Source organism: Arthrobacter arabinosi (genome assembly GCF_054511115.1).
In genome coordinates this window covers 282965-307365 of the sequence record NZ_JBTNDF010000001.1, presented here as the reverse complement: position 1 = coordinate 307365, position 24401 = coordinate 282965, and the positions used below count along the sequence as shown (strand labels likewise).

21 protein-coding genes, 2 tRNA genes and 1 other RNA gene are annotated in these 24401 nt (G+C 69.6%); 12 read left to right on the top strand and 12 right to left on the bottom strand.

The window, feature by feature from the left end; genetic code table 11:
- Nucleotides 1-35 precede the first annotated feature (35 nt).
- On the bottom strand, nt 36-1556 hold the full coding sequence (mptB, locus tag ACX80P_RS01475) for a polyprenol phosphomannose-dependent alpha 1,6 mannosyltransferase MptB (RefSeq protein WP_459276250.1): 1521 nt from the start codon (nt 1554-1556) through the stop codon (nt 36-38).
- Nucleotides 1557-1863: 307 nt separating this feature from the next.
- On the opposite strand from mptB, the gene orn reads away from it, so the two are divergent.
- The 4 genes from orn to def all read left to right on the top strand — a co-directional run bounded on the left by orn (nt 1864) and on the right by def (nt 4570).
- Nucleotides 1864-2466 carry an oligoribonuclease gene (gene orn / locus ACX80P_RS01470; protein WP_459276249.1) on the top strand — a complete coding sequence of 201 codons (603 nt, stop codon included), beginning with the start codon at nt 1864-1866 and terminating at the stop codon, nt 2464-2466.
- Between the two features lie 127 nt (nt 2467-2593).
- Nucleotides 2594-2666, top strand: a tRNA-His gene (locus ACX80P_RS01465).
- Between the two features lie 153 nt (nt 2667-2819).
- Nucleotides 2820-3992 carry an acyl-CoA dehydrogenase family protein gene (locus ACX80P_RS01460; protein ID WP_459276248.1) on the top strand — a complete coding sequence of 391 codons (1173 nt, stop codon included), beginning with the start codon at nt 2820-2822 and terminating at the stop codon, nt 3990-3992.
- Nucleotides 3993-3997: 5 nt separating this feature from the next.
- The gene (def, locus tag ACX80P_RS01455) at nt 3998-4570 is read left to right on the top strand and encodes a peptide deformylase (RefSeq protein ID WP_459276247.1); all 573 of its coding nucleotides are present in this window, start codon (nt 3998-4000) and stop codon (nt 4568-4570) included.
- Between the two features lie 25 nt (nt 4571-4595).
- On the opposite strand, the gene ACX80P_RS01450 is transcribed toward def, so the two are convergent.
- Both ACX80P_RS01450 and rnpB read right to left on the bottom strand, forming a co-directional pair.
- Nucleotides 4596-5888, bottom strand: coding sequence for an MFS transporter (locus ACX80P_RS01450; protein WP_459276246.1), 1293 nt, complete (start codon nt 5886-5888; stop codon nt 4596-4598).
- 592 nt (nt 5889-6480) lie between these two features.
- Nucleotides 6481-6880, bottom strand: an RNA gene (rnpB, locus tag ACX80P_RS01445) — RNase P RNA component class A.
- Between the two features lie 70 nt (nt 6881-6950).
- Between rnpB and ACX80P_RS01440 the strand changes: the two genes are divergently transcribed.
- Nucleotides 6951-7712 carry a YaaA family protein gene (locus ACX80P_RS01440; protein WP_459276245.1) on the top strand — a complete coding sequence of 254 codons (762 nt, stop codon included), beginning with the start codon at nt 6951-6953 and terminating at the stop codon, nt 7710-7712.
- Nucleotides 7713-7825: 113 nt separating this feature from the next.
- On the opposite strand, the gene ACX80P_RS01435 is transcribed toward ACX80P_RS01440, so the two are convergent.
- From ACX80P_RS01435 to ACX80P_RS01425, 3 genes are all read right to left on the bottom strand, one after another.
- On the bottom strand, nt 7826-8806 hold the full coding sequence (locus ACX80P_RS01435; protein ID WP_459276244.1) for a reverse transcriptase-like protein: 981 nt from the start codon (nt 8804-8806) through the stop codon (nt 7826-7828).
- Nucleotides 8803-9552, bottom strand: a complete 750-nt coding sequence (locus tag ACX80P_RS01430) for a zinc ribbon domain-containing protein (RefSeq protein ID WP_459276243.1) — start codon at nt 9550-9552, stop codon at nt 8803-8805. The genes ACX80P_RS01435 and ACX80P_RS01430 overlap by 4 nt, the downstream gene beginning before the upstream one ends.
- 86 nt (nt 9553-9638) lie before the next feature.
- A complete protein-coding gene (locus ACX80P_RS01425; RefSeq protein ID WP_459276241.1) occupies nt 9639-10526 on the bottom strand; it encodes a Nif3-like dinuclear metal center hexameric protein in 888 nt (295 codons plus the stop codon).
- A 104-nt stretch (nt 10527-10630) separates the two neighbouring features.
- Between ACX80P_RS01425 and msrA the strand changes: the two genes are divergently transcribed.
- The 3 genes from msrA (at nt 10631) to epsC (ending at nt 12836) form a co-directional block, all read left to right on the top strand.
- Nucleotides 10631-11155, top strand: coding sequence for a peptide-methionine (S)-S-oxide reductase MsrA (msrA, locus tag ACX80P_RS01420; protein ID WP_459276240.1), 525 nt, complete (start codon nt 10631-10633; stop codon nt 11153-11155).
- Between the two features lie 111 nt (nt 11156-11266).
- On the top strand, nt 11267-12202 hold the full coding sequence (gene cysK / locus ACX80P_RS01415; protein WP_459276239.1) for a cysteine synthase A: 936 nt from the start codon (nt 11267-11269) through the stop codon (nt 12200-12202).
- Nucleotides 12203-12248: 46 nt separating this feature from the next.
- Entirely contained in the window at nt 12249-12836 is a 588-nt protein-coding gene (gene epsC / locus ACX80P_RS01410) for a serine O-acetyltransferase EpsC (RefSeq protein ID WP_459276238.1), read from the top strand.
- Nucleotides 12837-12914: 78 nt separating this feature from the next.
- Here the strand turns inward: epsC and gnd are convergent, their stop codons facing one another.
- Complete coding sequence (gene gnd / locus ACX80P_RS01405; RefSeq protein WP_459276237.1) at nt 12915-14351, bottom strand: NADP-dependent phosphogluconate dehydrogenase; 1437 nt, start codon at nt 14349-14351, stop codon at nt 12915-12917.
- A 227-nt stretch (nt 14352-14578) separates the two neighbouring features.
- Between gnd and rlmN the strand changes: the two genes are divergently transcribed.
- Together rlmN and ACX80P_RS01395 are read left to right on the top strand one after the other, a co-directional pair.
- Nucleotides 14579-15805 carry a dual-specificity RNA methyltransferase RlmN gene (gene rlmN / locus ACX80P_RS01400; protein WP_459276236.1) on the top strand — a complete coding sequence of 409 codons (1227 nt, stop codon included), beginning with the start codon at nt 14579-14581 and terminating at the stop codon, nt 15803-15805.
- 79 nt (nt 15806-15884) lie between these two features.
- Nucleotides 15885-15960, top strand: a tRNA-Val gene (locus ACX80P_RS01395).
- Between the two features lie 88 nt (nt 15961-16048).
- Here the strand turns inward: ACX80P_RS01395 and ACX80P_RS01390 are convergent.
- The 5 genes from ACX80P_RS01390 to ACX80P_RS01370 form a co-directional block, all read right to left on the bottom strand.
- Nucleotides 16049-17065 (bottom strand): acyltransferase family protein, encoded by a 1017-nt coding sequence (locus ACX80P_RS01390; protein ID WP_459276235.1) that lies wholly within the window; start codon nt 17063-17065, stop codon nt 16049-16051.
- Nucleotides 17066-17190: 125 nt separating this feature from the next.
- Nucleotides 17191-17820 (bottom strand): hypothetical protein, encoded by a 630-nt coding sequence (locus ACX80P_RS01385; RefSeq protein WP_459276234.1) that lies wholly within the window; start codon nt 17818-17820, stop codon nt 17191-17193.
- Between the two features lie 116 nt (nt 17821-17936).
- Complete coding sequence (locus ACX80P_RS01380; RefSeq protein WP_459276778.1) at nt 17937-18872, bottom strand: NAD-dependent protein deacetylase; 936 nt, start codon at nt 18870-18872, stop codon at nt 17937-17939.
- 23 nt (nt 18873-18895) lie between these two features.
- Complete coding sequence (locus tag ACX80P_RS01375; RefSeq protein ID WP_459276232.1) at nt 18896-19360, bottom strand: redoxin domain-containing protein; 465 nt, start codon at nt 19358-19360, stop codon at nt 18896-18898.
- Between the two features lie 3 nt (nt 19361-19363).
- Nucleotides 19364-19783, bottom strand: a complete 420-nt coding sequence (locus ACX80P_RS01370; protein ID WP_459276231.1) for a DUF3052 domain-containing protein — start codon at nt 19781-19783, stop codon at nt 19364-19366.
- A gap of 345 nt (nt 19784-20128) precedes the next feature.
- Between ACX80P_RS01370 and aceE the strand changes: the two genes are divergently transcribed.
- Nucleotides 20129-22882 carry a pyruvate dehydrogenase (acetyl-transferring), homodimeric type gene (gene aceE, locus ACX80P_RS01365; protein ID WP_459276230.1) on the top strand — a complete coding sequence of 918 codons (2754 nt, stop codon included), beginning with the start codon at nt 20129-20131 and terminating at the stop codon, nt 22880-22882.
- 119 nt (nt 22883-23001) lie between these two features.
- Complete coding sequence (locus tag ACX80P_RS01360; protein WP_459276229.1) at nt 23002-24324, top strand: PucR family transcriptional regulator; 1323 nt, start codon at nt 23002-23004, stop codon at nt 24322-24324.
- The last annotated feature ends 77 nt before the right edge of the window (nt 24325-24401 follow it).

The following is a 24401-nucleotide window of genomic DNA, read 5'->3' as shown; positions in this document are numbered from 1 at the left end:
CGGTCCGGGCCGCTCCCGCATGCCGGGATGCGGGGTCAGGGCAGGACGCCGGGCATCGGCGGCCGGTAGCGCCGGAGGAACAGGACCCTCGTGCTGCGGTCGACGAACACGAGGTAGAGCGCGAATCCGAGGGCGACGACGGCGGCGATCTGGCGCGCCATCATGAGGCTGAAGTCGAAGTAGGGGAAGATGTCCAGCTGGTCGGTGATCGCGTAGACCATGAAGAACGCGACCGTGAAGTACAGGAACTTCACCTGCCAGTCGTCGCGGATCCCCGTGACCGCGAAGAGCGGGATCAGCCAGACGACGTACCAGGACTGGATCATCGGCGACAGCACCACGATGGCCGCGAAGGCGATGGCGAGCCGATGGACGAGGCGGCTGTGGTCGCCCCGGAAGATCTGCAGCGCGATGATGGCGAGCGAGGCCAGCCGGGCGAGGGTGTGGAAGACGCCGGCGAGGTCCCAGCCGGGGAGGCCTACGGCGTCGCCGAGCGTCGCGATGACGAGCCCCATGAAGCCGACCGGCGCATACCAGATCCAGACGCTTCCGGGGGTGCTGAGGGCACCGACCCAGCCGAAGCCGAAGGTGTTCACCAACCCCATGACCCAGAGGATCCCCAGCGACAGGCCCGCCGTCAGGAACCAGTACAGGAACCGCCGCGGCCAGGAGGCACCCCTGCCCGCCCACATCAGGCCGACGAAGGGCAGGAAGATGAGGGTGATCGGCTTGATGCCGACCGAGAGCGTGATCAGGAGTATCCCGAGCACGGGCCTCCTCGTGGCCGTGAGGTACAGGCCGGCCAGTGCGAGGCCGATCATGAGCGAGTCGTTGTGGATGGCCGCCACGAAGTTGATGAGGAACAGCGGATTGGCGACGCTCAGCCACAGGGCGCGGTTCGGATTGATGGAGTGGAGGGCCGCGAGCCTCGGGATGACGTAGATGCACAGGGCCATCCCGATGAGAGCGACGACACGGAACAGGATGATCGACGTGTCGGGGTTGCCACCGGTGATCCTGACGATGCCTTCCTCGATCCAGAGGAAGACGGGCCCGTAGGGGGTGGGGCTCTGCGCCCAGAGGTCGTCGGCGCCGATCTGGAGGTAGTTCGAGATCTGCGAGTAGCCGTCCACGTAAGGGTTGAGATTGGCCACCATGACCTGGCCCTGCGCGATGTACGCGAAGACGTCGCGACTGAAGAGGGGCAGTGCGGCGGCTAGCGGGATGGTCCACGCGATGATGGCCGTCATCAGGTAGGGCCGGGTGTCGTCCGACCACCCGTTCAGCCGCTGCCCCAACCGCAGCCAGGCCCGGACGAGGAGCATCCCGCCGAGCGCCAGGAGGAGGACGGAGAGGACGGCGCCCGCAGGCTCGAAGCGGAGCCAGATGATGATCGGGGTGCGCCTGAGCTCGGCCGACGCCAGGGACAGCCAGCCGACGCCGAGCGATCCCATCCACATGAGGAGGGAGCCGATGAACCCCTGCACGATGGCGATGTTCGGTCGGTTCGGCCCCTGCTGCGTGGTGACCTCGGAGAGGGGGACCTCGGCGGCCATAGGGGAAATCCAATCGTCGGCAATCATGAGTCGGCGTCGAACGCCCGTGTGGTCGGGCCGTCGGCATAGGGCGACGCGACGGCGGGCAGGCCGCGAGCGGTGCCCTGTGCCGGAAGCAACAGGGGTTCCCAGATCTCCCTGCAGCCCTGAGCGAACTGTTCGAATATTAGCATCGGGCCCGGAGGGCGAACCGGTCGCGGTGCGCAGCGGAGGGCCTCCCGGTAGCGGTCGCGATCGTGCCCTGCGCCCGGTCAGGACGCGCGGCATCGGACCCGGGGTCGGGGGTGCCGGACGGTACATTGGTCGAATGCCCATATCGAATGACCCCATTGTCTGGATCGACTGCGAGATGACGGGACTGGATCTCGCCAACGACGCCCTGATCGAGGTCGCCGTGCTCGTGACGGACTCCGAGCTCAACGTCCTGGGCGACGGCGTGGACGTCGTGATCAAGCCGTCGCCCGAGTCGGTCGCCCAGATGGGCGACTTCGTGCGGGAGATGCATACGACCTCGGGCCTGCTGGAGGAGCTCGACGGCGGCATCACGATGGAGGACGCCGAGCAGCAGGTCCTCGAGTACATCAGGGCGTGGGTGCCTGAGCCCCGCAAGGCGCAGCTCGCCGGCAACTCGGTCGGCACGGACCGGAACTTCCTCGTCCGGGACATGCCGCTCGTCGTCGACCACCTGCACTACCGGGTCATCGACGTCTCCACCATCAAGGAACTGGCACGCCGGTGGTTCACGCGCGCCTACTTCCAGGCTCCCGCCAAGACCGGCGGTCACCGCGCCCTGGGTGACATCGAGGACTCGATCAGGGAACTCCGGTACTACCGGTCGGCCGTCTTCGTCCCCTCCCCCGGACCCGACTCCGCGACCAGCAAGGGCATCGCGCGCACGATCGCGTCCTGACGGCCCACCGGGCGTCGTGCGGGCGCGGTCAGTAGCACCCCGAAATGTGTGTAAACTTGGATCCGCTGCCTTTCGTTGACAGCCCGGCCGGCCATCGGCCACCGGGGTGCACGGCGCAAGACACGTGGTGGGTATAGCTCAGTTGGCAGAGCGCCTGGTTGTGGTCCAGGAGGTCGCGGGTTCAACCCCCGTTACTCACCCTCAGTCGTCAGGAACGATCCTGGCCGCGTATGCCGTCCCGGAGAACGTCCGGGACGGCATCCGTTTTTTCGGCCCCGGCAGGCCCGGGCCCTGAAGGACGGCCGTCCCGGCCCGCGCCTTCACCGACTGTCAGCACACTAAGGAATCCCGGCATGGAACGCACAGTGTTCGAAGAGGATCACGAGCTCTTCCGCGATGTCGCCCGCGAGTTCAACGATCGCGCCGTCGCCCCCCACTACGCCGACTGGGACCGGCGGCACATGATGGACCGCTCGGTCTGGACCGCCGCGGGCGAGCAGGGGCTGCTCGGACTCGCCGTCCCCGAGGAGTTCGGTGGCGCCGGTATGCCGGACTACCGGTTCCGGACGGTTCTGGACGAGGAGTTTGCCCGGAGCAACCACCTCGCCGTCGGACTCGCCTTCCACCTGCAGGACGACCTCGTGTTGCCGCACCTGCTCGCCTACGGCTCCGACGACCTCAAGGAGCGGTGGCTGCCGGGTATGGTCGCCGGCGAGATCGTGACGTCCTGCGCCTGGACCGAGCCCGGAGCCGGCAGTGATCTCCGGGGCATCAGGACGAGGGCCGTGCGCGACGGCGACGACTGGCTGATCACCGGCCAGAAGGTGTTCATCGGCAACGGCATCAGCGGTGACGCCTCACTGGTGCTCGCGCGGACCGACGGCAGTTCGGGCCGTGGCTCGAGTGACGCGTTCTCCCTGTTCATGGTGCGCAAGGGCGAGGGCTACGCGCCCGGCCGCCAGCTGGACAAGATGGGACTCCGCGCGTCCGACACCGCCGAGCTCTTCTTCGACAACGTCCGCGTCCCCGGTGCGGATCTCGTGGGCGAGGTGGGCCAGGGCCTGCGCTACAGCCTCGAGCAGATCCCCCAGGGCCGGCTCGGCATCGCCGTGGCCTCCGCGGCGGTCGCCCGGGCGACCTACGAGCAGACCCTGCGGTACGTGACCGAGCGCAGCGCGTTCGGCGAACGCGTCCTCGACTTCCAGAACACCCGCCACGTCCTCGCCGACCTCCTCACCGAGGTACAGGTGACCGAGACCTTCGTCGACCAGGCCGTGCTGGCCTTCAACGAGGGCACGCTGACCCCCACCGCCGCCGCCCAGGCCAAGCTGTGGGCCAGCGAACGGGCGAAGTCCGTCACGGACCGCTGCCTCCAGCTGCACGGCGGCTACGGCTACATCCTCGAATACCCGGTCTCGCAGGCGTTCCTCGCCGCTCGGCTGCTGACGATCTTCGGCGGCACCAGCGAGATCATGCGCGAATCGATCGGCCGATCGATCGCCGACCGCCCCGGCCGGAACAGGTAGGTCCCATGACCGTCCACCCCATCACGATCGCCGGCGAGCCGGTCCTGCACCGGCGCGCCCAGCCCGTCGCGGCGTTCGACGACGAGCTGCGCACACTCATCGCCGACATGTTCGAGACGATGGACACCGCCAACGGCGTGGGCCTCGCCGCGCCGCAGATCGGCGTGGGCCTGCGCGTCTTCGTCTACGGGATGGAGAACGACGACGACGTGGCCCCCCGCGGCGTCCTCGTCAACCCGACGCTCGTGACCTCGAAGGTTCCCGGCTCCGATCCCGACCCGGAGGACGAGGCGGAGGGCTGCCTGTCCGTCCCGGGTGAGTCCTTCCCCCTCAAGCGCGCCGACTGGGCGCGGGTGTCCGGGTTCGACGGCGACGGTGCACCCGTCGAGTTCGAGGCCACGGGGTGGTTCGCCCGCTGCATGCAGCACGAGTACGACCACCTCGACGGCAAGCTCTACGTGGATCGCCTCAACAACCGGCAGGGCCGCAAGGCGAGCAGGGCGATGAAGAACAACGGCTGGGGCTCGCCGGGGCTCACCTGGATGCCCGGTGTGGACCCGGACCCCTTCGGCCACTAGCCGGACCGGACCGGGTGCTTCTGGGTCAGGCGTTCTCCGCGGCCTCGACCCGGGCGGCGGGCCGGGGTGCCTCGACGAGGTCCTCCAGCCGCCTCACGTGCCGCAGCGGCCCGAGCAGGGCCACGAGCGGGGCGGTGCACGCGACGAGGACGCCGATCAGCACCGCCTCACGGATGCCGACGGTCTCCGCGAGGACCCCCGCCAGCAGGCTCGCGAGTGCGAGCATGCCCCAGCTCACCGTCCTGGAGGCGGCCCCGAGACGGCCCATCATGCCCGGTGGGCATACGCGCTGGCGGAAGCTCGAGCCGACGACGATGTTCCAGGCGACACTGGCGCCCATCACGAACATGCCGGCGATCCCCCAGAACATGCCGACGCCGGGCGAGAGGATCAGCAGGGAGGCGTAGCCGAGCACGCCGGGCACCATGGACCAGCGCCACAGGAGGCCTGAGCCGAAGCGTTCCCCCATCGAATTCGCGGTGATCCCACCGACGGCTCCCCCGACGGACGACGCGGCCAGCAGCAGGCCGAGCCACAGTTCCGACTCCCCCAGCGTCCTCAGCACCAACAGCACCAGCAGCGAGGCCGAGATGTTGCCGCCCAGGTTCCAGAGGGCCGCGTTGAGCAGGAGTGCCCGGAGCGGGGCGGTGCTGAAGGTGTAGCGCAGGCCGTCCCACATCTCCCTGATGATCCGGCGGTCGCTCTGCGGGCGGATGATCTCCTCCACGTCGAGCCGCTGGATGGCGAGAAGCGCGATGACCGACGTCGTCAGCTGGACGATCAGTGTGTTGGAGGCACCGACGGCACCCGTGAGCCATCCGGCCGCGGACCGCCCGGCCGCGTCCGCGGCAGCTCCCGAGCCCGTGATCAGGCCGTTGCCCTCCATGAGCTCGTCCGCGGTGATGGCCTGCTGCACCACGGCGGCGTCGGCCAGCTGGAAGAAGACGGCCGCCACGCCGGAGACGAAGGCGGCGGCGAACAGCAGGGGTGTGCTCAGGAAGTCGAGCCAGTAGCCGAGCGGCAGGAGGGCGAGGACCAGGACGCGCACCGAGAGGGATGCGAGCATCACCGGCCTGCGCGGAAGCCGGTCGACCCACACGCCGATCAGCAGCCCGAAGAGGAGCCAGGGCAGGAAGGTCATTCCCGCGAGGGCCGCCACCTCGAAGTTGCTGGCATCGAGTTCCACGGCTGCGACGATCGGCAGCGCCACCGCTGCGACGGCGTTGCCGAGCACCCCGAACGTACTGGACACCATCAGCGCGCGGAAGTTCCTGTTGCGCACCACCAGGTGTCGTTCTCGCGTACCCCCAGAGCTCATCCGACCACCCTAATCCAGAGCTCCTAGGGCGCCCGGATCGCCGTGGCCACTTTCCCGCACTGTTTCGCAGGGTCTTGACGGCGCCCCGGGTGTCGATGACAATCGTTTGCCTCGGCAACAGGATTACGGGCAGCCGTTCCCGATTTCTCCCTTGGCGTAGCAGGGCCCGTGCAATTGCAGGGCGGTCGATCCGGAGCGCACCATGGAGGAGGGAGTGAGTCCCGCGGTCGTTCCCCCAGCAGTATCGCGGTCGACGAGCTCCCGAGGCGGCTATAGACGCCGTGCGGTCCCCTTGCCTCTTGAGACCGGGTAGGGGGACCGTTTCATGACGTCGGCCGGGACTTCAGCCGAAAGGGACCCCGTCCCGTGATCGCGGGACGTGTCGAGGTGAACGGGCCGACCCCGAAGCCCCAGCAGTGGGCCAGCCCGTTCATACCGCAGCGCTTGCGTATGAGACCCGCGGCGATGTTCACACAGTAGGACGCCCGGGGCCTCTCCACAACGCGCGACGCGCCGGAGGCGGTGCCCGGCATGTTCTTGCGGATCGTGGGCGCGGCGCGTCCGTCCCGGCCCTTGCGTGCGGCGGGGTCGAGGGATGGGTCGACCGATACGCCGGGTTCTGTCATCGCGCGTCGTCGCCGGCGCGCGAGAGGCGACCATCCATCTACGGACGCCGTTGCCGACGCCCTCCAGCGGCCTACCCGTGCACTCGGGCGGGCAGCCCTGATGACGCGCACTGTCTGGCCTTGCTCCGGGTGGGGTTTACCGAGCCGTGCCGGTCACCCGGCACGCTGGTGGTCTCTTACACCGCCTTTTCACCCTTACTGCCCGCACCGGCCGAAGCCTGCAGCGGGAGCGGTCTCTTTTCTGTGGCACTGGCCTGCGGGTTACCCCGAGTGGGCGTTACCCACCACCCTGCCCTGCGGAGCCCGGACGTTCCTCGGTGGAGCGGATGCTCTCGCACCGTCCAACGCGGCCGCCTGGTCGACCCATCCGGTCACCATTCTAGGCGACCGGGACGCCGTCGGGCGCCGCGCAGGCGGCGTTGGATACAGTGGATCGGTGCTGATCCTGCTCCCCCCGTCCGAAGGCAAGTCCGCCGCCCGTACGGGCGCTCCGCTCCACCTGGACGATCTCCACTTCCCCGAACTCAACGACGCGCGCAGGGCCGTGCTCGCCGCCCTGCGAACGGCGAGCGCCGCCTGCGACGCCCATGCCGTCCTCGGCGTCGGCGTGTCCCTCGCCGAGGACGTGGCGCGGAACCTTGTGCTCGACGTCGCCCCGGCCGCCCCGGCGCACGACGTCTACTCGGGCGTCCTGTACGACGCCCTCGACTACGCCGGCATGACCGCGGTGCAGCGGCGCAAGGCGCGGGAGCAGTGCGTGGTGGTGTCCGCCCTGTGGGGCGCCGTGGGCTTCGGCGACCGGATCCCGGCCTACCGCCTGTCGATGTCCGTGAACCTCCCCGTGACGGGCCGCCTCGCGACCTACTGGAGGGAGCACCTCGCCGCTCCCCTGGTGCAGCATGCGGGGGACGGCCTGATCGTCGACTGCCGGTCGAGCACCTACGCCGCAGCGTGGGCGTCGCCGCCGCAGCAGAGCGCCGCCGTCAACGTGGTCCAGATCCGGAACGGGAAGAGGACGGTCGTCTCCCACTTCGCGAAACACACGCGGGGAGAACTCGCGCGACACCTGCTAAGACGGCGCGGCACGGCGCCCGCGACTCCGGAAGCACTGCTCCGGGCGGCGAGCGAGCAATGGACGGCCGAACTCGAGCCGGCCACTGCCCGGAAGCCCGCGCAGCTCACGATCGTGCTCGACTGACGGACGCTTCCTTGCCGTGGCCCACCGATCCGGCCCCTCCGGTGGGTGGAGGAACGGATGCCCACCGGGTCACGGTGTTCGGTGGCCAGACGCGATGCCGCGCAGTCCGGCCGTCAGTCGGCGACCAGCTCCACCTCGAACCCCTCGGCGTTCTCGAGGTACGCGGCGTAGTGCTCGGGGCCGCCGGCGAACGGGTGGCGGTCAGCGAACAGCAGCGACCAGCCATGGCTGGCCGCCCGTCGGACCAGGAGATCGACGTCGGCACGTGAGCCCGCGCGGAACGCGAGGTGGTTCACCCCGGGACGACGGCGGTCGTGGCGCTCCGCCGCGACATCCGGTCCGCTCTCGAGGACCACGTAGAACGCGTCGGAGCCGAAGCTCACGCCGCTCGTCCACGCCTCCCTGCGGGGGAACCCGAGCCGCTCCAGCAGCCAGCCGAGGCTGGCGTCCGCCGCAGGCAGGTCCGAGGTCCACACCTCGACGTGGTGAAGCCGGCCGGCGCGTCGGGGTGCCTCCGGCGCGGAGGCTTCACGCACGGCCGACGGCGCACCCGACGACGCTTTCGACGACGCCGAGGAGGACGCCGGGGAGGTCATGGCGCGGGGCTTCCAGTCGACGCCCGCCATGCCGGCGTCCATCGCCTCGTTGGAGAGCCGGTCGGCGTCCTTGTTCCGCTCCCGCGGGATCCATTCGTAGGTCACGCGCCGCGGGTCGAGGACCTTCCGCGCCCGGGCCGCCAGGACCCGCATGTCGGCGTGCTTGATCTGCCACCGGCCTGACATCTGCTCGACGACGAGCTTGGAGTCCATCTTCACGTGGACCGCGGCCTGCGGGTTGATGTCGCGGGCGAGCTCCAGCCCGGACACGAGGCCCGAGTACTCGGCGACGTTGTTGGAGGCCTTGCCGATGTAGGCGGCCTTCTCCACGAGGATGCGTCCGGTGTCGGGGTCCCGTACGAGGGCACCGTAGCCGGCGTGCCCCGGGTTGCCGCGGGACCCGCCGTCGGCCTCGACGGTGAGCCGGGCGGGCAGGTCCTGGTCCCGGGGCTCGCCGCGGTCCTGCGCGTAGGGGTCGAACAGCTGCTGATCCGTCACGGCTGCTGGTTCCCCCAGTCGCTGGAGCGCACGAGGATGCAGCCCGAGTCGGGGCAGAGGACGACGTCGTCGGGAGCGGCTGCCGCGATGTCGGCGAGGTCGCCGGGGCTCAGCTGCATGCCCGATCCCTCGGACTTGCCGTGGAAGAGCCGTGCCGCGCCCACGCCGCGGCGGGCCAGGATGCGGTCGTAGATGGCCAGGAGCCCCGCGTCGAAGGTGGCGGCGAGCTCCGCCCGCTCCGCCTGCACCCGGGCGCGCTGCACCTCGATCTCGGCCAGTTCGGCGTCCCGGGCCTCCTCGAGGGCCTTCAGCTCCGCGCGGACGCCGTTCGTGCGCCCCTGCACCTCGGCCTCCGCGGCCCGCGCCGCGTCCACCCGTTCCATGACGTCGAGTTCGACGTCCTCGAGGTCGGACCGCCGCTTGGTGAGCGTCGCGACCTCGTGCTGCAGGGCGGTCAGGTCCTTGGAGGTCCCGGTTCCGCTGTTGAGGCGCTTCTCGTCGCGTTCGAGCCGGTTCACGACGGACTGGACCTCGTCCTCGGCGCGGGTGAGTTCGCGCTCGAGGTCCCCGAGTTCCGTGCTCGCCCGGACGAGCTCGGCGTCCACCTCCGCCACGCGGCCGGCGACGGTCCCGATCTCGGGATTGCTGCGCGCGGCGGCCGCCTGGCGGGTGAGCTTGTTGAGGGTCGAGTCGAGGGCCTGCAGGTCGAGCAGGCGGAGTTGTTCCTCGGGTGCAGCCTTGGCCACGGTAAACCTCCAGGGATCGGACGGACGGGGCACGACGAGCGGGCACGGGCGTCGTCCCAGCCTAGGCCACGCCGACCGCCCGGTCGTCAGCGGCCGGGCGTGAGGACAAAGTCCCAGGGATCGGTATTGACCCCGCTGACCCGGATGTCGGTGGTGAAGCCGTGGTCGGACAGGACGGTGGCGAGGGCCTCGGCGGCCGGCGTGAGCCACAGCCACTCGCTGCCGAAATGCGAGACGTCGATCAGGTACGGAGTGGCGCCGTCCGCCGCCTCCCTGACCTCGGCTGCCGGGTGGTGCCGCAGGTCCGCCGTCACGTAGACGTCGGCGTGGCTCGCCCTGACATGGTCGAACAGGGAATCCCCCGCACCGCCGCAGACGGCGACACGTCGGACCAGGGCGTCCTTGTCGCCGGCGACGCGGACGCCTCCCGCCACGGCGGGAAGGATCGAGAAGACCGCTTCAGCGAAGGCGCCGAGCGTCACCGCGGACTCGAGATCGCCGACCCGCCCGATCCCCTCCTCGGGCAGTCCCCCCGACGATCGCATGAGCGGTTGCACGTCCTGCAGGCCGAGGGCGTCCGCCAGGACGTCGGACACCCCGCCGACCGCGCTGTCGCCGTTGGTGTGGACGGTGACGAGGGCGCAGCCCGCCTCGATGAGCCGGTGGACGACGTCCCCCTTGAAGCCCGCCGCCGCGACGGAGGAGACGGGCCGGAGGAACAGCGGGTGGTGGGAGACGATCATCGTCGCTCCCCACGCGAGCGCCTCGTCGAGGACGGCGGCGGTGGGGTCCACGGTGAAGAGGATCCTGTCCGCCCGCTTCCCCGACCGGCCGGCCACCAGCCCCACGGCGTCCCAGTCCTCGGCGAGGCTCTCGGGCCACAGTTCCTCGATGGCGACGAGCACGTCACCGACGGTCGGAGCGGTGGTCCCGAGGTCAGCCGTGGCGGCCCCGGAGGGCTCGTTGTGGTCCATGACACCAGTAATACCCGCCGTCGCCGGGCCCGCCAAGTCCGCGCGCTCCCCGACGGCGGAACGGGCGCGGGAATCATCGGCACGTGGCGCGCATTGACACAGTCATGAAGACATTTGTGCTTGGAGGGGGCTGTTTCTGGTGCCTCGATGCCGTCTACCAGAAGACCCGCGGCGTGACCGAGGTCGTCTCCGGCTACACCGGGGGCCACACGAGGCATCCGGACTACGACAGCGTCTGTTCGGGAATCACCGGCCACGCCGAGGTCGTCGCGGTCACCTTCGACGAGGCCGTGGTCCCCGAGGACGTCATCCTGGACATGTTCTTCGTGTCCCACGACCCCACGACGCTGAACCGGCAGGGCTACGACGTCGGCACCCAGTACCGCAGCGTCATGTACTACCAGGACGCAGAGCAGCAGACGGTCTTCGAGGACGCGATCCGCCGCAACCAGGAGAACTGGAAGAACCCGATCGTCACGGAGGTCAGCCGGCTCCCGCAGTTCCACGTCGCCGAGGACTGGCACCAGAACTTCTACGCGAAGCATCCGGAGCAGGGCTACTGCCAGGTGATCATCAACCCGAAACTGGCGAAGGCGCGGAAGTATTACGCACAGTGGCTCGCCGCGTAGGCGCAGACGTGGCCGCCCGTTAGGCTGACCGCCGTCGCTTCCGGCGCAGGCCCGCACCGCACCACCGGACGACTCCCCGTACCCTCCCCACCTCCGAGAAGGCAGGCCCCCATGGCAAAGATCTACGACGACGTCACCCAGCTGGTCGGGCGCACCCCCCTGGTCCGCCTCAACCGGCTGACCGAGGGACTCGATGCGCAGGTCGCCGTCAAGCTCGAGTTCTACAACCCCGCCAACAGCGTCAAGGACCGCATCGGCGTCGCCATCATCGACGCCGCAGAGAAGGCGGGCGCGCTGCGCCCCGGTGGCACGATCGTGGAAGGGACCTCCGGCAACACGGGGATCGCCCTGGCCATGGTGGGAGCCGCCCGCGGGTACAAGGTGGTGCTGACCATGCCGGAGACCATGTCCACGGAGCGCCGCGTCATGCTGCGCGCCTACGGCGCGGAGATCGTCCTCACCCCCGGCTCGGAGGGGATGCGGGGTGCCGTCGACCGCGCCAAGGAGATCGTCGCGACGACCGAGAACGCCATCTGGGCCCAGCAGTTCGCGAATGCGGCGAACCCCGAGATCCACCGCACCACCACCGCGGAGGAGATCTGGGAGGACACCGACGGCGAGGTCGACATCTTCGTGGCCGGTGTGGGTACCGGCGGAACCATCACGGGCGTCGGGCAGGTGCTGAAGGAGCGGAAGCCCGGCGTGCAGGTCGTCGTCGTCGAGCCCGCCGACTCCCCCATCCTCAACGGCGGCGCTCCAGGCCCCCACAAGATCCAGGGGCTCGGCGCCAACTTCGTCCCGGAGAACCTCGACCGCGAGATCTACGACGAGGTGCTCGACGCCACGGTGGAGGACTCCGTGCGGGTCGCCCGTGCGCTCGGCACCCAGGAGGGCATCCTCGGCGGGATCTCGTCCGGAGCCATCGTGTGGGCCGCGCTCGAGCTCGCGAAGCGCCCGGAGAACGCCGGTAAGCTCATCGTGGCCATCGTGTGCGATTTCGGTGAGCGCTACATCTCCACCGTCCTGTTCGACGACATCCGCGGCTGAACCGGCCGCGACGGCCGTCCCCGACCACTCCACGAGAAGGTAACCGGTGAGTTTTCTAGAACGACTGCGTGAGGACCTCGAGACCGCGCGCACCCACGATCCGGCTGCGCGTGGCCCGTTCGAGACCACCGTCGTGTACTCGGGCCTGCACGCCATCTGGGTGCACCGCCTGACCCACCGCATGTGGCGCGAGGAGAGGCTGCGGTTCCCGGCGCGCGCGCTGGCGCAGCTGGCGCGGGCCGTGACGGGCGTGGAGATCCACCCGGCGGCCACCATCGGCCGCCGGTTCTTCATCGACCACGGGATGGGCGTCGTGATCGGGAGCACCGCGGAGATCGGCGACGACGTCATGCTGTACCAGGGTGTCACCCTGGGCGGCCGCTCGCTCGAGAAGATCAAGCGCCACCCCACGATCGGGGACCGCGTCACGATCGGCGCGGGCGCGAAGGTCCTCGGACCGATCACCATCGGTGCGGGCAGCGCCGTCGGGGCGAACGCGGTCGTGGTCAAGGACACGCCGCCGGACTCGATCATCACCGGCATCCCGGCGACGTTCCGCCACCGGGACTCGCGCCGCGAGACGCAACCGGCCGTCGACCCCGCCGAGTACGTCGACCCCGCGATCTACATCTGACGCAGCAGCCGCACACGACGGAAGCCCCGGACCTCGGTCCGGGGCTTCCGTCGTTCAGGCCGTCGGTGCCGGCTGCCGTCAGTGGGTGTCGACGGCTTCGATCTCGGACTTGTCCTCGCCCCACAGCGTGTGGAAGGTCCCCTCGCCGTCGACCCGGTTGTAGGTGTGCGCGCCGAAGAGGTCGCGCAGGCCCTGCGTCAGGGCCTGCGGCAGGCGCTTGCGGCGCAGGCCGTCGTAGTAGGCCAGCGACGCAGAGAACACCGGCACGGGGATGCCCAGCTGGACGGCGGTGGACACCACGCGGCGCCAGGCCGGGACGGCCCCGGCGATCGCCTCCGCGAACGCGGGGGCCAGCAGGAGGTTCGCCGGCCGGTCGGCGCCGGCGTAGGCCTTCATGATGTCGTCGAGCAGTTCGGCCCGGATGATGCAGCCGGCCCGCCAGAGCGAGGCGATCTCGTCGAGCTTCAGCTCCCAGCCGTATTCCTTCGCCGCGGCGGTGAGCATGTCGATGCCCTGCGCGTAGCTGACGAGTTTCGAGGCGTACAGGGCGAGCCGGACGTCCTCCACGAAGGTGTCCGGCAGCTCCACGGTGCCCTCGTGGCCCTGCAGGATGTCCTGGGCCAGCACGCGCTGCTCCGTCTGGGAGGACAGGGCACGGGCGAACACGGACTCGGCGATGCCGGACGTCGGGCTGCCCAGTGCCAGCGCGGAGACCACGGTCCACCGGCCGGTCCCCTTCTGCCCGGCGGCATCGACGACGACGTCGACGAACGGCCTGCCCGTCCGCGCGTCCGTGTGGCCGAGGACCTCGGCGGTGATCTCGATGAGGAACGACGACAGCGTGCCCGCGTTCCAGTCCGTGAAGATGCTCGCCTGGTCCGCCGGTTCGATGCCGGCGCCGGAGCGCAGCAGGTCGAAGGCCTCCCCGATGACCTGCATGTCGGCGTACTCGATGCCGTTGTGGACCATCTTCACGAAATGGCCGGCCCCGTCCGTGCCGATCCACCGGCAGCAGGGCTCGCCGTCGTACTTGGCGGAGATCTTCTCGAGCATCGGGCCCAGGGAGTCGTAGGACTCGCGGGACCCGCCGGGCATGATGGACGGGCCCAGGAGCGCGCCTTCCTCGCCGCCGGACACGCCGACGCCGACGAAGTGCAGGTCGTGCGCGGACAGGGCCGCCTCGCGGCGGCGGGTGTCCTCGTAGTGGGAGTTGCCGCCGTCGATCACGATGTCCCCCGGCTCCAGCAGCGGCACGAGCTGGTCGATCACCGAATCCACCGGCTTGCCGGCCTTCACCATGATCAGCACCCGGCGCGGCTTCTCCAGCGCATCGACGAGTTCCTGCAGGGTCTCCGTGCGGACGAACTCGCCGTCCCCGCCATGCTTCTCCAGCAGGGCGTCCGTCTTCTCGATGGACCTGTTGTGCAGGGCCACGGTGTAGCCGTTGCGGGCCAGGTTGCGGGCAAGGTTGGCTCCCATGACTGCCAGGCCTGTGACGCCGATCTGTGCGCTCAATGTGTTCTCCGTCGTTGGTCAACTGCATGCAACGCGCTGCATGTGCCGGTGCTTCGGGCGCGTTCCCGCGCGGCGCTCCCGGTCCCTTGCACACTATTACCGCCGTGCGGCGCGCCGCCACATCCAGGGACGCCGGCGCCGCTATGTGTCGTCGTCCCGCACTGCTCCCAGCCGGGCCGCGACGGCCCGGCTGGGACGCTGGTGCCATCCGTGAAAGAATGATAAGGATGTCCGACGTTACCGTTACCCCTCCAGCCCTCGCCCCCGCTTCCTCGCGCCCCCAGGTGCGGCCCGAAGTGGAGGGTGCCCAGCCCATCGTGGCGAGCGACGGCAGGCCGTTGCTGCAGTTCAAGTCCCCGCGGGTCAGCCAGCCTCCCGTGCACCTCGCGGACCTGACCCTCGCCGAGCGGCAGGATCGGTTGAAGGAGCTGGGGCACCAGGGGTTCCGCGCCAAGCAGCTCTCCACCCACTACTTCTCGCACTACACGACCGACCCCGCGGCGATGAGCGACCTGCCGAAGGCCGGACGCGAGGAACTCGTCGCCGCCCTGTTCCCGCCGCTGCTGACCGAGGTGAAGCGGCTGACCACGGACAACGGCGACACCATCAAGTTCCTGTGGCGCCTCTTCGACGGCGCGCTGGTCGAGTCGGTGCTCATGCGCTACCCGGGCCGCGTGACGCTCTGCGTGTCCTCGCAGGCCGGTTGCGGCATGAACTGCCCGTTCTGCGCGACAGGCCAGGCGGGGCTGACACGCAACATGTCGACGGCGGAGATCGTGGACCAGGTGGTCGCGGCGAATCGTGCGCTCGCGGAAGGCGCCCTCGGTGACCTGCGCACGGACGGCGGGCACGACGCCGACCGCGTCACCAACATCGTCTTCATGGGCATGGGCGAGCCGCTGGCGAACTACAAGCGCGTCCTGGCCGCCCTCCACCGCTTCGTCGACGACTCCCCCGAGGGCCTCGGCATGTCCGCGCGGAACATCACGGTGTCCACCGTCGGGCTGGTGCCCGCCATCAACAAGCTCGCCGCCGAATCGCTGCCGGTCACCTTCGCGCTGTCCCTCCACGCGCCCGACGACGAGCTCCGCGACGAGCTCATCCCGGTCAACACGCGCTGGAAGGTCGACGAGGCGCTGGACGCCGCCTACAACTACTACCGGACCACCGGGCGTCGCGTCAGCATCGAGTACGCGCTCATCAAGGACATGAACGACCACGCCTGGCGGGCGGACCTGCTCGCGAAGAAGCTCAACCAGCGTGGCCGCGGCTGGGTGCACGTCAACCCGATCCCGCTCAACCCCACCCCCGGATCCATCTGGACGGCCTCGGAGAAGAGCGTCTCGACGGAGTTCGTCAACCGGCTCCGGGACGCCGGCATCCCCACGACGCTCCGTGACACCCGCGGCAAGGAGATCGACGGCGCGTGCGGACAGCTCGCGGCCGAGGAGTAGTCCCGCCCGGGATTGGCGCCGGCGATCGGCCAGCCGGTATAGTCGGACCTCGTGATGCCGGCCCGGCGCCACGGGATGAGGGTCTTTAGCTCAGCTGGTAGAGCGCCACGTTTACACCGTGGATGTCATCGGTTCGATCCCGGTAGGACCCACCACCCAGAACCCCGCCATTCCGAGGGAACACTCCCTGAATGGCGGGGTTCTTCGCTGTCCGACAGTTCCCGGGAGGGGGCAGCTCCGCGATCAGGTGGCGCGTGGCACCCCGAGGGACACCGGGGAGAGCGGCGTCCGATGAAGGATCGAGGCCACGGCCCAGGGCAGGACCAGCGCCGCAGCCAGTACCCCGTAGGACCGCTCCGCGTCCGGTACGCCCAGCAGCCAGAGAACGTACGTGTGGGTGAGCACCACCATCAGGCAGCCCGCGGCCAGCCTCCCGGACAGCACCCGGACGAATCCGGGCAGCAGGGGGAAGACGCCCTCGAGCACCAGCAGGAGGCCGACGTTGATCAGCACCGCCACGACGACGCTGAGGACCGGGGTGCCGAGCTCGCCGTACTTCATGTCCAGGGGCGCTGACACCCCGGCGACGACAGGCGCGACACCCGCGACGAGGCACACCGCCCCGACCCGGACCGGCCGGTCCACCCGACTGCGGACGTGCATCAGCCCCTGACCCGCCAGCATGAAGACGAGCGCGGCACCGGCCACGCCGACGGACAAGGGCAGTGGGGCGAGGACCTCCCTGAACAGGTGGGTGACGATCGCGAGACCGACGACGATCACCACCCGAAGGACGGGAGGGACTCGCTCGAGCGCCCGGAACATGAGGGCCGAAAGGAACAGTGCGGTCATGAACCAGTAGGCGCCGAACGGCCCCGCATTGAGGGACCCGCCCATGAGAGGCAGGATCACGGCATCCCTCGTCAGCGCGTCGCGGTGGCGAAGGATGACGACGTGGACCGTCAGGGTCACGGCCAGCCATGCCAGGTAGGGCGTCATGATGGTCCGGAAGCGTTTCTTGGCCTCCGCCGCGACCGCTCGTCGAGTACCCGGCCTCCGGGCCTTCCAGAGGTACCCGGCGAGGAGGAAGAACGCAGGAACGTGCCACGTGTAGAGACCCGCGTCGACGAGCGGGCCCGACCAGACGTGACCGACGACGACGGCGACGACAGCGAGGACGCGCAGGGCGTCGATCGCCCCGGATCGGGTTGCTGTGGCGCTCGGTGCTGGTGCGCGCAGGGTCGCCAAGCGCGCCTCCACGGTAGAAGTGGTCCATGCCGAGGTAAGCCTGACGCCTCGGCGGACGGGTCCACAAACCTCCACCACCGTCCACGTGAAGTAGCGCTTTCGTCACCGGTATGATCGGCGGGCGCGACGGGCGGGCCCTAGCCCTGCGCCTCCAGCACGCTGACGGGCTTGCCCTCCCTGAAGGTCACCACGTATTCCTGGCCCATGATCGTGACGGTGCACCGAAGCGCACCCGAGGTCCGGCAGTCGTTCTCCGGGGTCGGTGCCGCGTCGGGCTCCTCGAAGATCGGCTCCAGGAGTTCGGGCGGGATGCCGGGAGGCGTGGGTTCGTAGAACGTCACGGACCCCGGTCGCAGGCAGGTGTAGGGGTCGGCGGGGTCGGTCCACCAGGCGCCGTCCTCCGTGATCGGGCACTGCGGGTAGGGCGGCACGGGCAGCAGTTCCGGCGGGAGGTCGCCGCCCCGGGTGGCGCCGGCCGGAAGCGGCGCAGGCGCCGTCGGGGCCGGATCGGGGGCGGCAGTGTGCTCGGCCGGCCCACCGCCGGCAGAAGGATCATCGGCCGTCGCGGGGAGAACCGGGACGGCCGGCACTGCAGCAGGGACGGCGACCGTCGGAGCCGCATCCGTCGGAGAGGCAGGCGCCTGGCTGGGGACGGTCACGGCGTCGTCCGCGACCGTCCGCTCCTGCAGGTCGAGTGCGAGGGGCGCCGCGACGAGCACGGCCGCGGATCCGAAAGCTACCAAGAGAGACCGTGTCGTGTGCTGCATTGTTCCACCCTGCTCGAGAGACCTGATGGGACGACGCTACGGGTGTACCTGCGACATCGGGAGAGTAGCGACTACTCGGACGGTTAGTTGACTACTTGGAAAGCGCACCACAGTACCTACGGCTGCGCGAGGTCCGGGAGCCGTGCGGCGAGGTAGGTGAGGGCCTCGGAGACCCCCGCCTCGATCTTGAGCGACGCGAACTCGTCCCCGCGCGTGGGCCCACGGTTGATGATGACGACGGGCTTGCCGCCCTTGACCGCATGTCGTACGAAGCGCAGTCCGCTCATCACGGTCAGGGAGGACCCGGCGACCAGCAGCGCAGCGGCGGCGTCGACCATGGCATAGGCGCCTGCGACCCTGCCCTTCGGGACGTTCTCACCGAAATACACGAAGTCGGGCTTGAGCATCCCGTCGCAGACGGGGCACGGCGCCATGAGGAAGTCGCCGGTGTCGTCGACGTCGGCGTCGGCGTCGGGTGCGATGTCCCCGGCGTCGGACTCCCGCTCCAGGTACCCGGGGTTGAGGGCCTCGAGGATCTCCGCGATCCGGCCCCGCGGGAACGTCGACGCGCATTGGAGGCACACCACGCGGTCGAACGTCCCGTGCAGGTCGATGACATTGATGCTCCCGGCCGAGGAGTGCAGCTTGTCGACGTTCTGCGTGATGAGCCCCGTCAGCAGGCCGCGCTGCTCCAGCCGCGCGACGGCGGCGTGCCCCGCGTTGGGGTCGGCGCGGCGAAGGTGCCGCCAGCCCAGGTGGTTACGCGCCCAGTAGCGGCGCCGCAGGGCCTCGTCGCCGACGAACTGCTGGTAGGTCATCGGATTGCGCGGAACCGACTGCGGACCGCGATAGTCCGGGATGCCGGAATCGGTGCTCAGCCCTGCACCGGTCAGCATGGCCAGGCGCAGCCCGCCGAGGAGGACGACGGCCTGCTCCAGCAGGTCGCGCTCCGCCGGCTGCAGGTCCGACAGGACAGCAGCCGGCGGCTCGCGGACGAACCCGGTCAGCCCGAGCCCCGGATTGGACTCCGGTCCGGGCAGGTCGTCACGCATCCGCATGCCGCCGCCCGGCGCAGTCACAGGACCGCTTCGACCGAGCTCAGCGCGCGGGCGTAGTCGGCGATCGGCCGGCCCTGTCCATGGGAGGAGGAGATGACCGCCCGGACCACTCCAGAGCCGTCGAGCACGTAGCTGACCCGGTCCGCGTAGCCGTGCTCCTCGTCGAAGGCCCCATAGGCGCGCGTGACCGCCCCGTGCGGCCAGAAATCGGCCAGGAGGTCGAAGGAGATGTCGTTGGCGTCGGCGAACGCGCGCAGCGTGTACTTGTGATCCACGGAGACCGCCACGAGGGTCACCGCGGCGGCGTCGAACAGGTCCAGGTTGTCGCGGAGCTGGCCGAGTTCGTCCGTGCAGACCCGGGAGAACGCGAACGGGAAGAAGACGACGACGGAACCGCCGACCAGGGAGGAGCGGGTGACCGTCTCGCCGAACTGGTTCGCCAGGGCGAACCCCGGCGCAACCGATCCCACGTCGAGAGGCACGGCCTACTGCTTCCGGCGGCTGACGAGCCGGGTGGCGGCCCATTCCTTGGACACGCCGGCTGAGGACGTGGAGTGCAGGCCTGCCGTCGGGGCGGCTTCCTGGATATCTGCGGGTGGTACGTACCCGGGCCGGCCCGACTTCGGCGTGAGGAGCCAGACGACGCCGTTGCCGCCCAGGGAGGTCAGGGCATCCACGAGGGCGTCGACGAGGTCACCGTCGCCGGTCCGCCACCACAGGAGGACACCGTCCACGACGTCCTGGTCGTCCTCGGTGAGCAGCTCGGACCCGAGGCCGTCCTCGAGGTTCTCGCGGAAGTCGAAGTCGACGTCGTCGTCGTAACCGAGTTCCTGGACCAGGTCCCCTGCCTTCAAACCCAACTTGCCTGCCACGTCGACCGCTGTGGCAGCTTCAGCCTCGCTCACTTGTCTCCTCCTGGAAAGACGGGACTGTCGCCCGACGGACCCTGCTGTAGATGTACATGGCTACCAGCCAACACCCTTATGGGCAAAGCATCAAGCCAGCGGGCGGAATCGCCGGCACGGCCGCCGGACCGGCCCGCGTCTCCCCCGCGGCGCCCGCGCACAAGCCCTCGGCGTAATCTGCCCGGCGGCCCCGGTCCCGCTACGCATCCGGCGCACGACGGCGATAGAGTGAACCACTATATGGCCTGGCTGCACACACCGGGCATGCATCTCTGCGCGGGCCCACGAGCCGTGCGCAGGCGTAAAGCGACACAGACAGAATCTGTGGAAGTGGAGAGATATCGCGTGGCTGCAGAACAAGGTACGGCGGATATTCTGAGCGGTCTGACTGCCGGCAAGCCCGACGGGGATCCCGAGGAGACCGCCGAGTGGATCGAGTCCCTCGACGAGCTGATCCGCACCCAGGGCACCGAACGCGCCCAGTACATCATGCGTTCGCTCCTCCAGCGTGCGGGTGCCCAGTCCGTGGGCGTCCCGATGGTCACGACGACGGACTACGTCAACACCATCCCGGCGGACCAGGAACCGGAGTTCCCCGGTGACGAGGAGATCGAGCGCAAGTACCGCGCCTGGCTCCGCTGGAACGCGGCCGTGATGGTGCACCGCTCCCAGCGCCCGGAGATCGGCGTCGGCGGCCACATCTCGACGTACGCGGGAGCGGCGACCCTGTACGAGGTCGGCTTCAACCACTTCTTCAAGGGCAAGGACCACCCGGGCGGCGGCGACCAGATCTTCTTCCAGGGTCACGCCTCCCCCGGCATGTATGCCCGCGCCTACCTCGAGGGACGCATCACCGAGGAGGACCTCGACGGCTTCCGCCAGGAGAAGTCGAAGGAGGGCCACGCGCTGTCCTCCTACCCGCACCCCCGCCTCATGCCGCACTTCTGGGAATTCCCGACCGTGTCGATGGGCATCGGGCCCATGAACGCGATCTACCAGGCGCAGTCCAACCGCTACCTGCACAACCGCGGCCTCAAGGACACCTCGGAGCAGCAGGTGTGGGCGTTCCTCGGTGACGGCGAGATGGACGAGCCCGAATCGCGCGGCCTGCTCCAGCTCGCCGCGAACGAGAACCTGGACAACCTGAACTTCGTCATCAACTGCAACCTGCAGCGCCTCGACGGGCCGGTCCGCGGCAACGGCAAGATCATGCAGGAGCTCGAGGCCTTCTTCCGCGGCGCCGGCTGGAACGTCATCAAGGTCGTCTGGGGACGCGAGTGGGACTCGCTGCTCGCCAAGGACCGGCACGGTGCGCTCGTGGACATCATGAACCAGACGCCCGACGGCGACTACCAGACCTACAAGGCCGAGTCCGGGGGCTTCGTCCGGGACCACTTCTTCGGCAAGTCGGCGGAGACGAAGGCCATGGTCGAGGACCTCTCCGACGACGAGATCTGGAAGCTCAAGCGCGGCGGCCATGACTACCGCAAGGTGTACGCGGCATACAAGGCGGCCACCGAGTTCAAGGGCAAGCCGACCGTCATCCTCGCGAAGACCGTGAAGGGCTACGGCCTGGGCCCGCACTTCGAGGGCCGCAACGCGACCCACCAGATGAAGAAGCTCACGAACGCCGATCTGAAGGCCTTCCGCGACCACCTGCGGATCCCCGTCACCGACGAGCAGATCGACTCCGATCTCTACAACGCGCCGTACTACCACCCGGGCGCCGACGCGCCCGAGATCAAGTACCTGCTCGAGCGCCGGCGTGAACTCGGCGGCTTCGTCCCCGAGCGCCGCACCAGTCACGCCGACGTCGTCCTGCCCGGCGACAAGGCGTACGAGATGGCCAAGAAGGGCTCCGGGAAGCAGATGGCCGCCACCACCATGGCGTTCGTCCGCATCCTCAAGGACCTGATGCGCGACAAGGAGTTCGGCAAGCGCATCGTGCCGATCATCCCCGACGAGGCGCGCACCTTCGGTATGGACTCGTTCTTCCCGACAGCCAAGATCTACAACCCCAAGGGCCAGAACTACCTGTCCGTGGACCGCGACCTCGTGCTCGCCTACAAGGAGTCCATCCAGGGGCAGATCCTCCACGCGGGCATCAACGAGGCGGGATCGATGGCGGCCTTCACGGCCGCCGGCTCCGCGTACGCCACGCAGGGCGAACCGCTGATCCCCATCTACGTGTTCTACTCGATGTTCGGCTTCCAGCGGACCGGCGACTCCATCTGGGCAGCCGCTGACCAGATGGCGCGCGGCTTCATCATCGGGGCCACCGCCGGACGGACCACGCTGACCGGCGAAGGCCTGCAGCACGCCGACGGCCACTCCCCGATCCTCGCCTCGACCAATCCCGCCGTCGTCACCTACGACCCGGCGTTCGGTTACGAGATCGGGTTCATCGTCCGCGACGGCCTCAAGCGGATGTACGGGGACATCGGCGACAAGCCGGATTCCTTCCGCAATGTCATGTACTACATCACGGTGTACAACGAGCCGTTCCAGCAGCCGGCCGAGCCGGAGGAACTGGACGTCGAGGGTCTGCTCAAGGGCATCTACCTGCTCAAGCCCGCCAAGGTCGACGGACCGAGGACGCAGCTGCTCGCCTCCGGCGTGGCCGTGCCGTGGGCCCTGGAGGCACAGCAGATCCTCGCGGACGAGTGGGGGGTCTCCGCCGATGTCTGGTCCGTGACCTCCTGGAACGAACTGCGCCGCGACGGCCTCGACGCCGAGGAGGAGGCCTTCCTCAACCCGGGTGCCGAAGCACGCACGCCGTTCGTCACGCAGCAGCTCGAAGGTGCGACGGGCCCGATCGTCGCGGTGTCCGACTTCATGAAGGCGGTTCCCGACCAGATCCGACAGTTCCTGCCGAACGAGTTCGCGACCCTCGGGGCCGACGGCTTCGGCTTCTCGGACACCCGCGCGGCGGCCCGCCGGTTCTTCAAGATCGACAGCCACTCGGTGGTCGTCCGCGCGCTCGAGATGCTCGCCCGTCGCGGCGAGGTCGACGTCAACGCGCCGAAGGAAGCGATCGAGAAGTACCGCCTCCTCGACGTGAACGCCGGCACCACCGGCAACACGGGCGGCGACGCCTAGGCCGCACGTCCCCGGAAGGGGCGGCGGCGGGAGCAGGTCGAAACCTGTTCCCGCCGTCGCCCTTTTTGTAGCCTTCTCACAACTGGGATGCGACGGGGCGGAGACCGTATGCTCGGAGGATGCCGCAGCCTGAAGATGTTCCCGCGAGCGCGCCGACCACCGGTGGTGCGACCAACGCGGGCACCGCTCCCCCGGATCCGGCGACCGTCGAGAAGCTGCGCGCCACCATCGGGTCGCTGTCCACCGCGACGCTCAGGCAGCTCGACGCCGACCTCCCCTGGTACCGCGGGCTGCGCCCCGACGAACGCTCCGCCCTCGGGATGGTGGCGCAGAAGGGCATCGCGTCCTTCGTGAACTGGTACCAGAAGCCGGTCTCACCGGCCTGGGTCCTGAGCGACGTCTTCGGGACGGCCCCGACGGAGCTCACCCGCTCCATCAGCCTCCAGAAGGCACTCCAGCTCATCCGGGTGGTGGTGCAGGTCGTCGAGGACCACGTGCCGTTCCTCGCGCCGGCCGCCGACCAGGGGCCCCTGCGTGAAGCCGTGCTCCGCTACTCGCGCGAGGTCGCCTTCGCCGCGGCCGACGTCTATGCCCGGGCCGCCGAGACCCGGGGATCGTGGGACACGCGGCTCGAAGCGCTCGTGGTGGACGCCATCCTGCGCGGGGAGAGCTCGGACGCGCTCCGCTCCCGGATCGCCGCCGTCGGCTGGCAGTCCCAGGCCTGCATCACCGTGATGGTCGGCAGCGCGCCCCGGGAGCCCAACGCCGGCTTCCTCAACGAACTCCGCCGCGTCACCGGGCGCCTGGCCGAGGACGTCCTCGTCGGCATCCAGGGCGAGCGGCTCATCCTCGTCCTCGGCGGCGTCCGGGACGACGCCAAGGCCTATCCGAGGATCAGCGAGCTCTTCGGCGACGGCGCCGTCGTCTTCGGGCCCGAGGCGGAGTCACTGGTCGCGGCGAGCAGTTCGGCCCAGGCGGCCTTCGCGGGGCTGACGGCTGCCCGCGCCTGGCCGGGAGCGCCCCGCCCCGTCTCCTCCGAGGACCTGTGGCCCGAACGGGTGATGTCAGGGGACGACACCGCCCGGCGAGCCCTCATCAGGACGATCTACCGCCCGCTTCTCGCCGCCTCGAACGGACTCGAGCAGACCCTGTCCGCCTACCTCAGCCTCGGGCACTCCCTCGAGGCCACCTCGCGCTCCCTCTTCGTCCACGCGAACACCGTCCGGTACCGCCTGCGCCGCGTCTGCGACGTGACGGGCTGGGATCCGCTCGTCCCCCGCGAGGCGTACGTCCTCCAGACGGCGCTGGTCGTCGGCCGTCTCGCGCCGGCGCAGACCGCCGCCGGCACCGGCGGAGCGGCCTCCGCCACGGGGCGCGCGGCGCGTGCCACCCCGGCCGATGCCGGTCCGGGCCCAGCCGCCGTCCGAGCCGGCTCCTTGTAGACTTCCTACAAGGACGCACAGGCAGCTTAGTTCAGCCGAACACCCGATATTCCTCCCCCGATTTGGAAAGCTGGAAC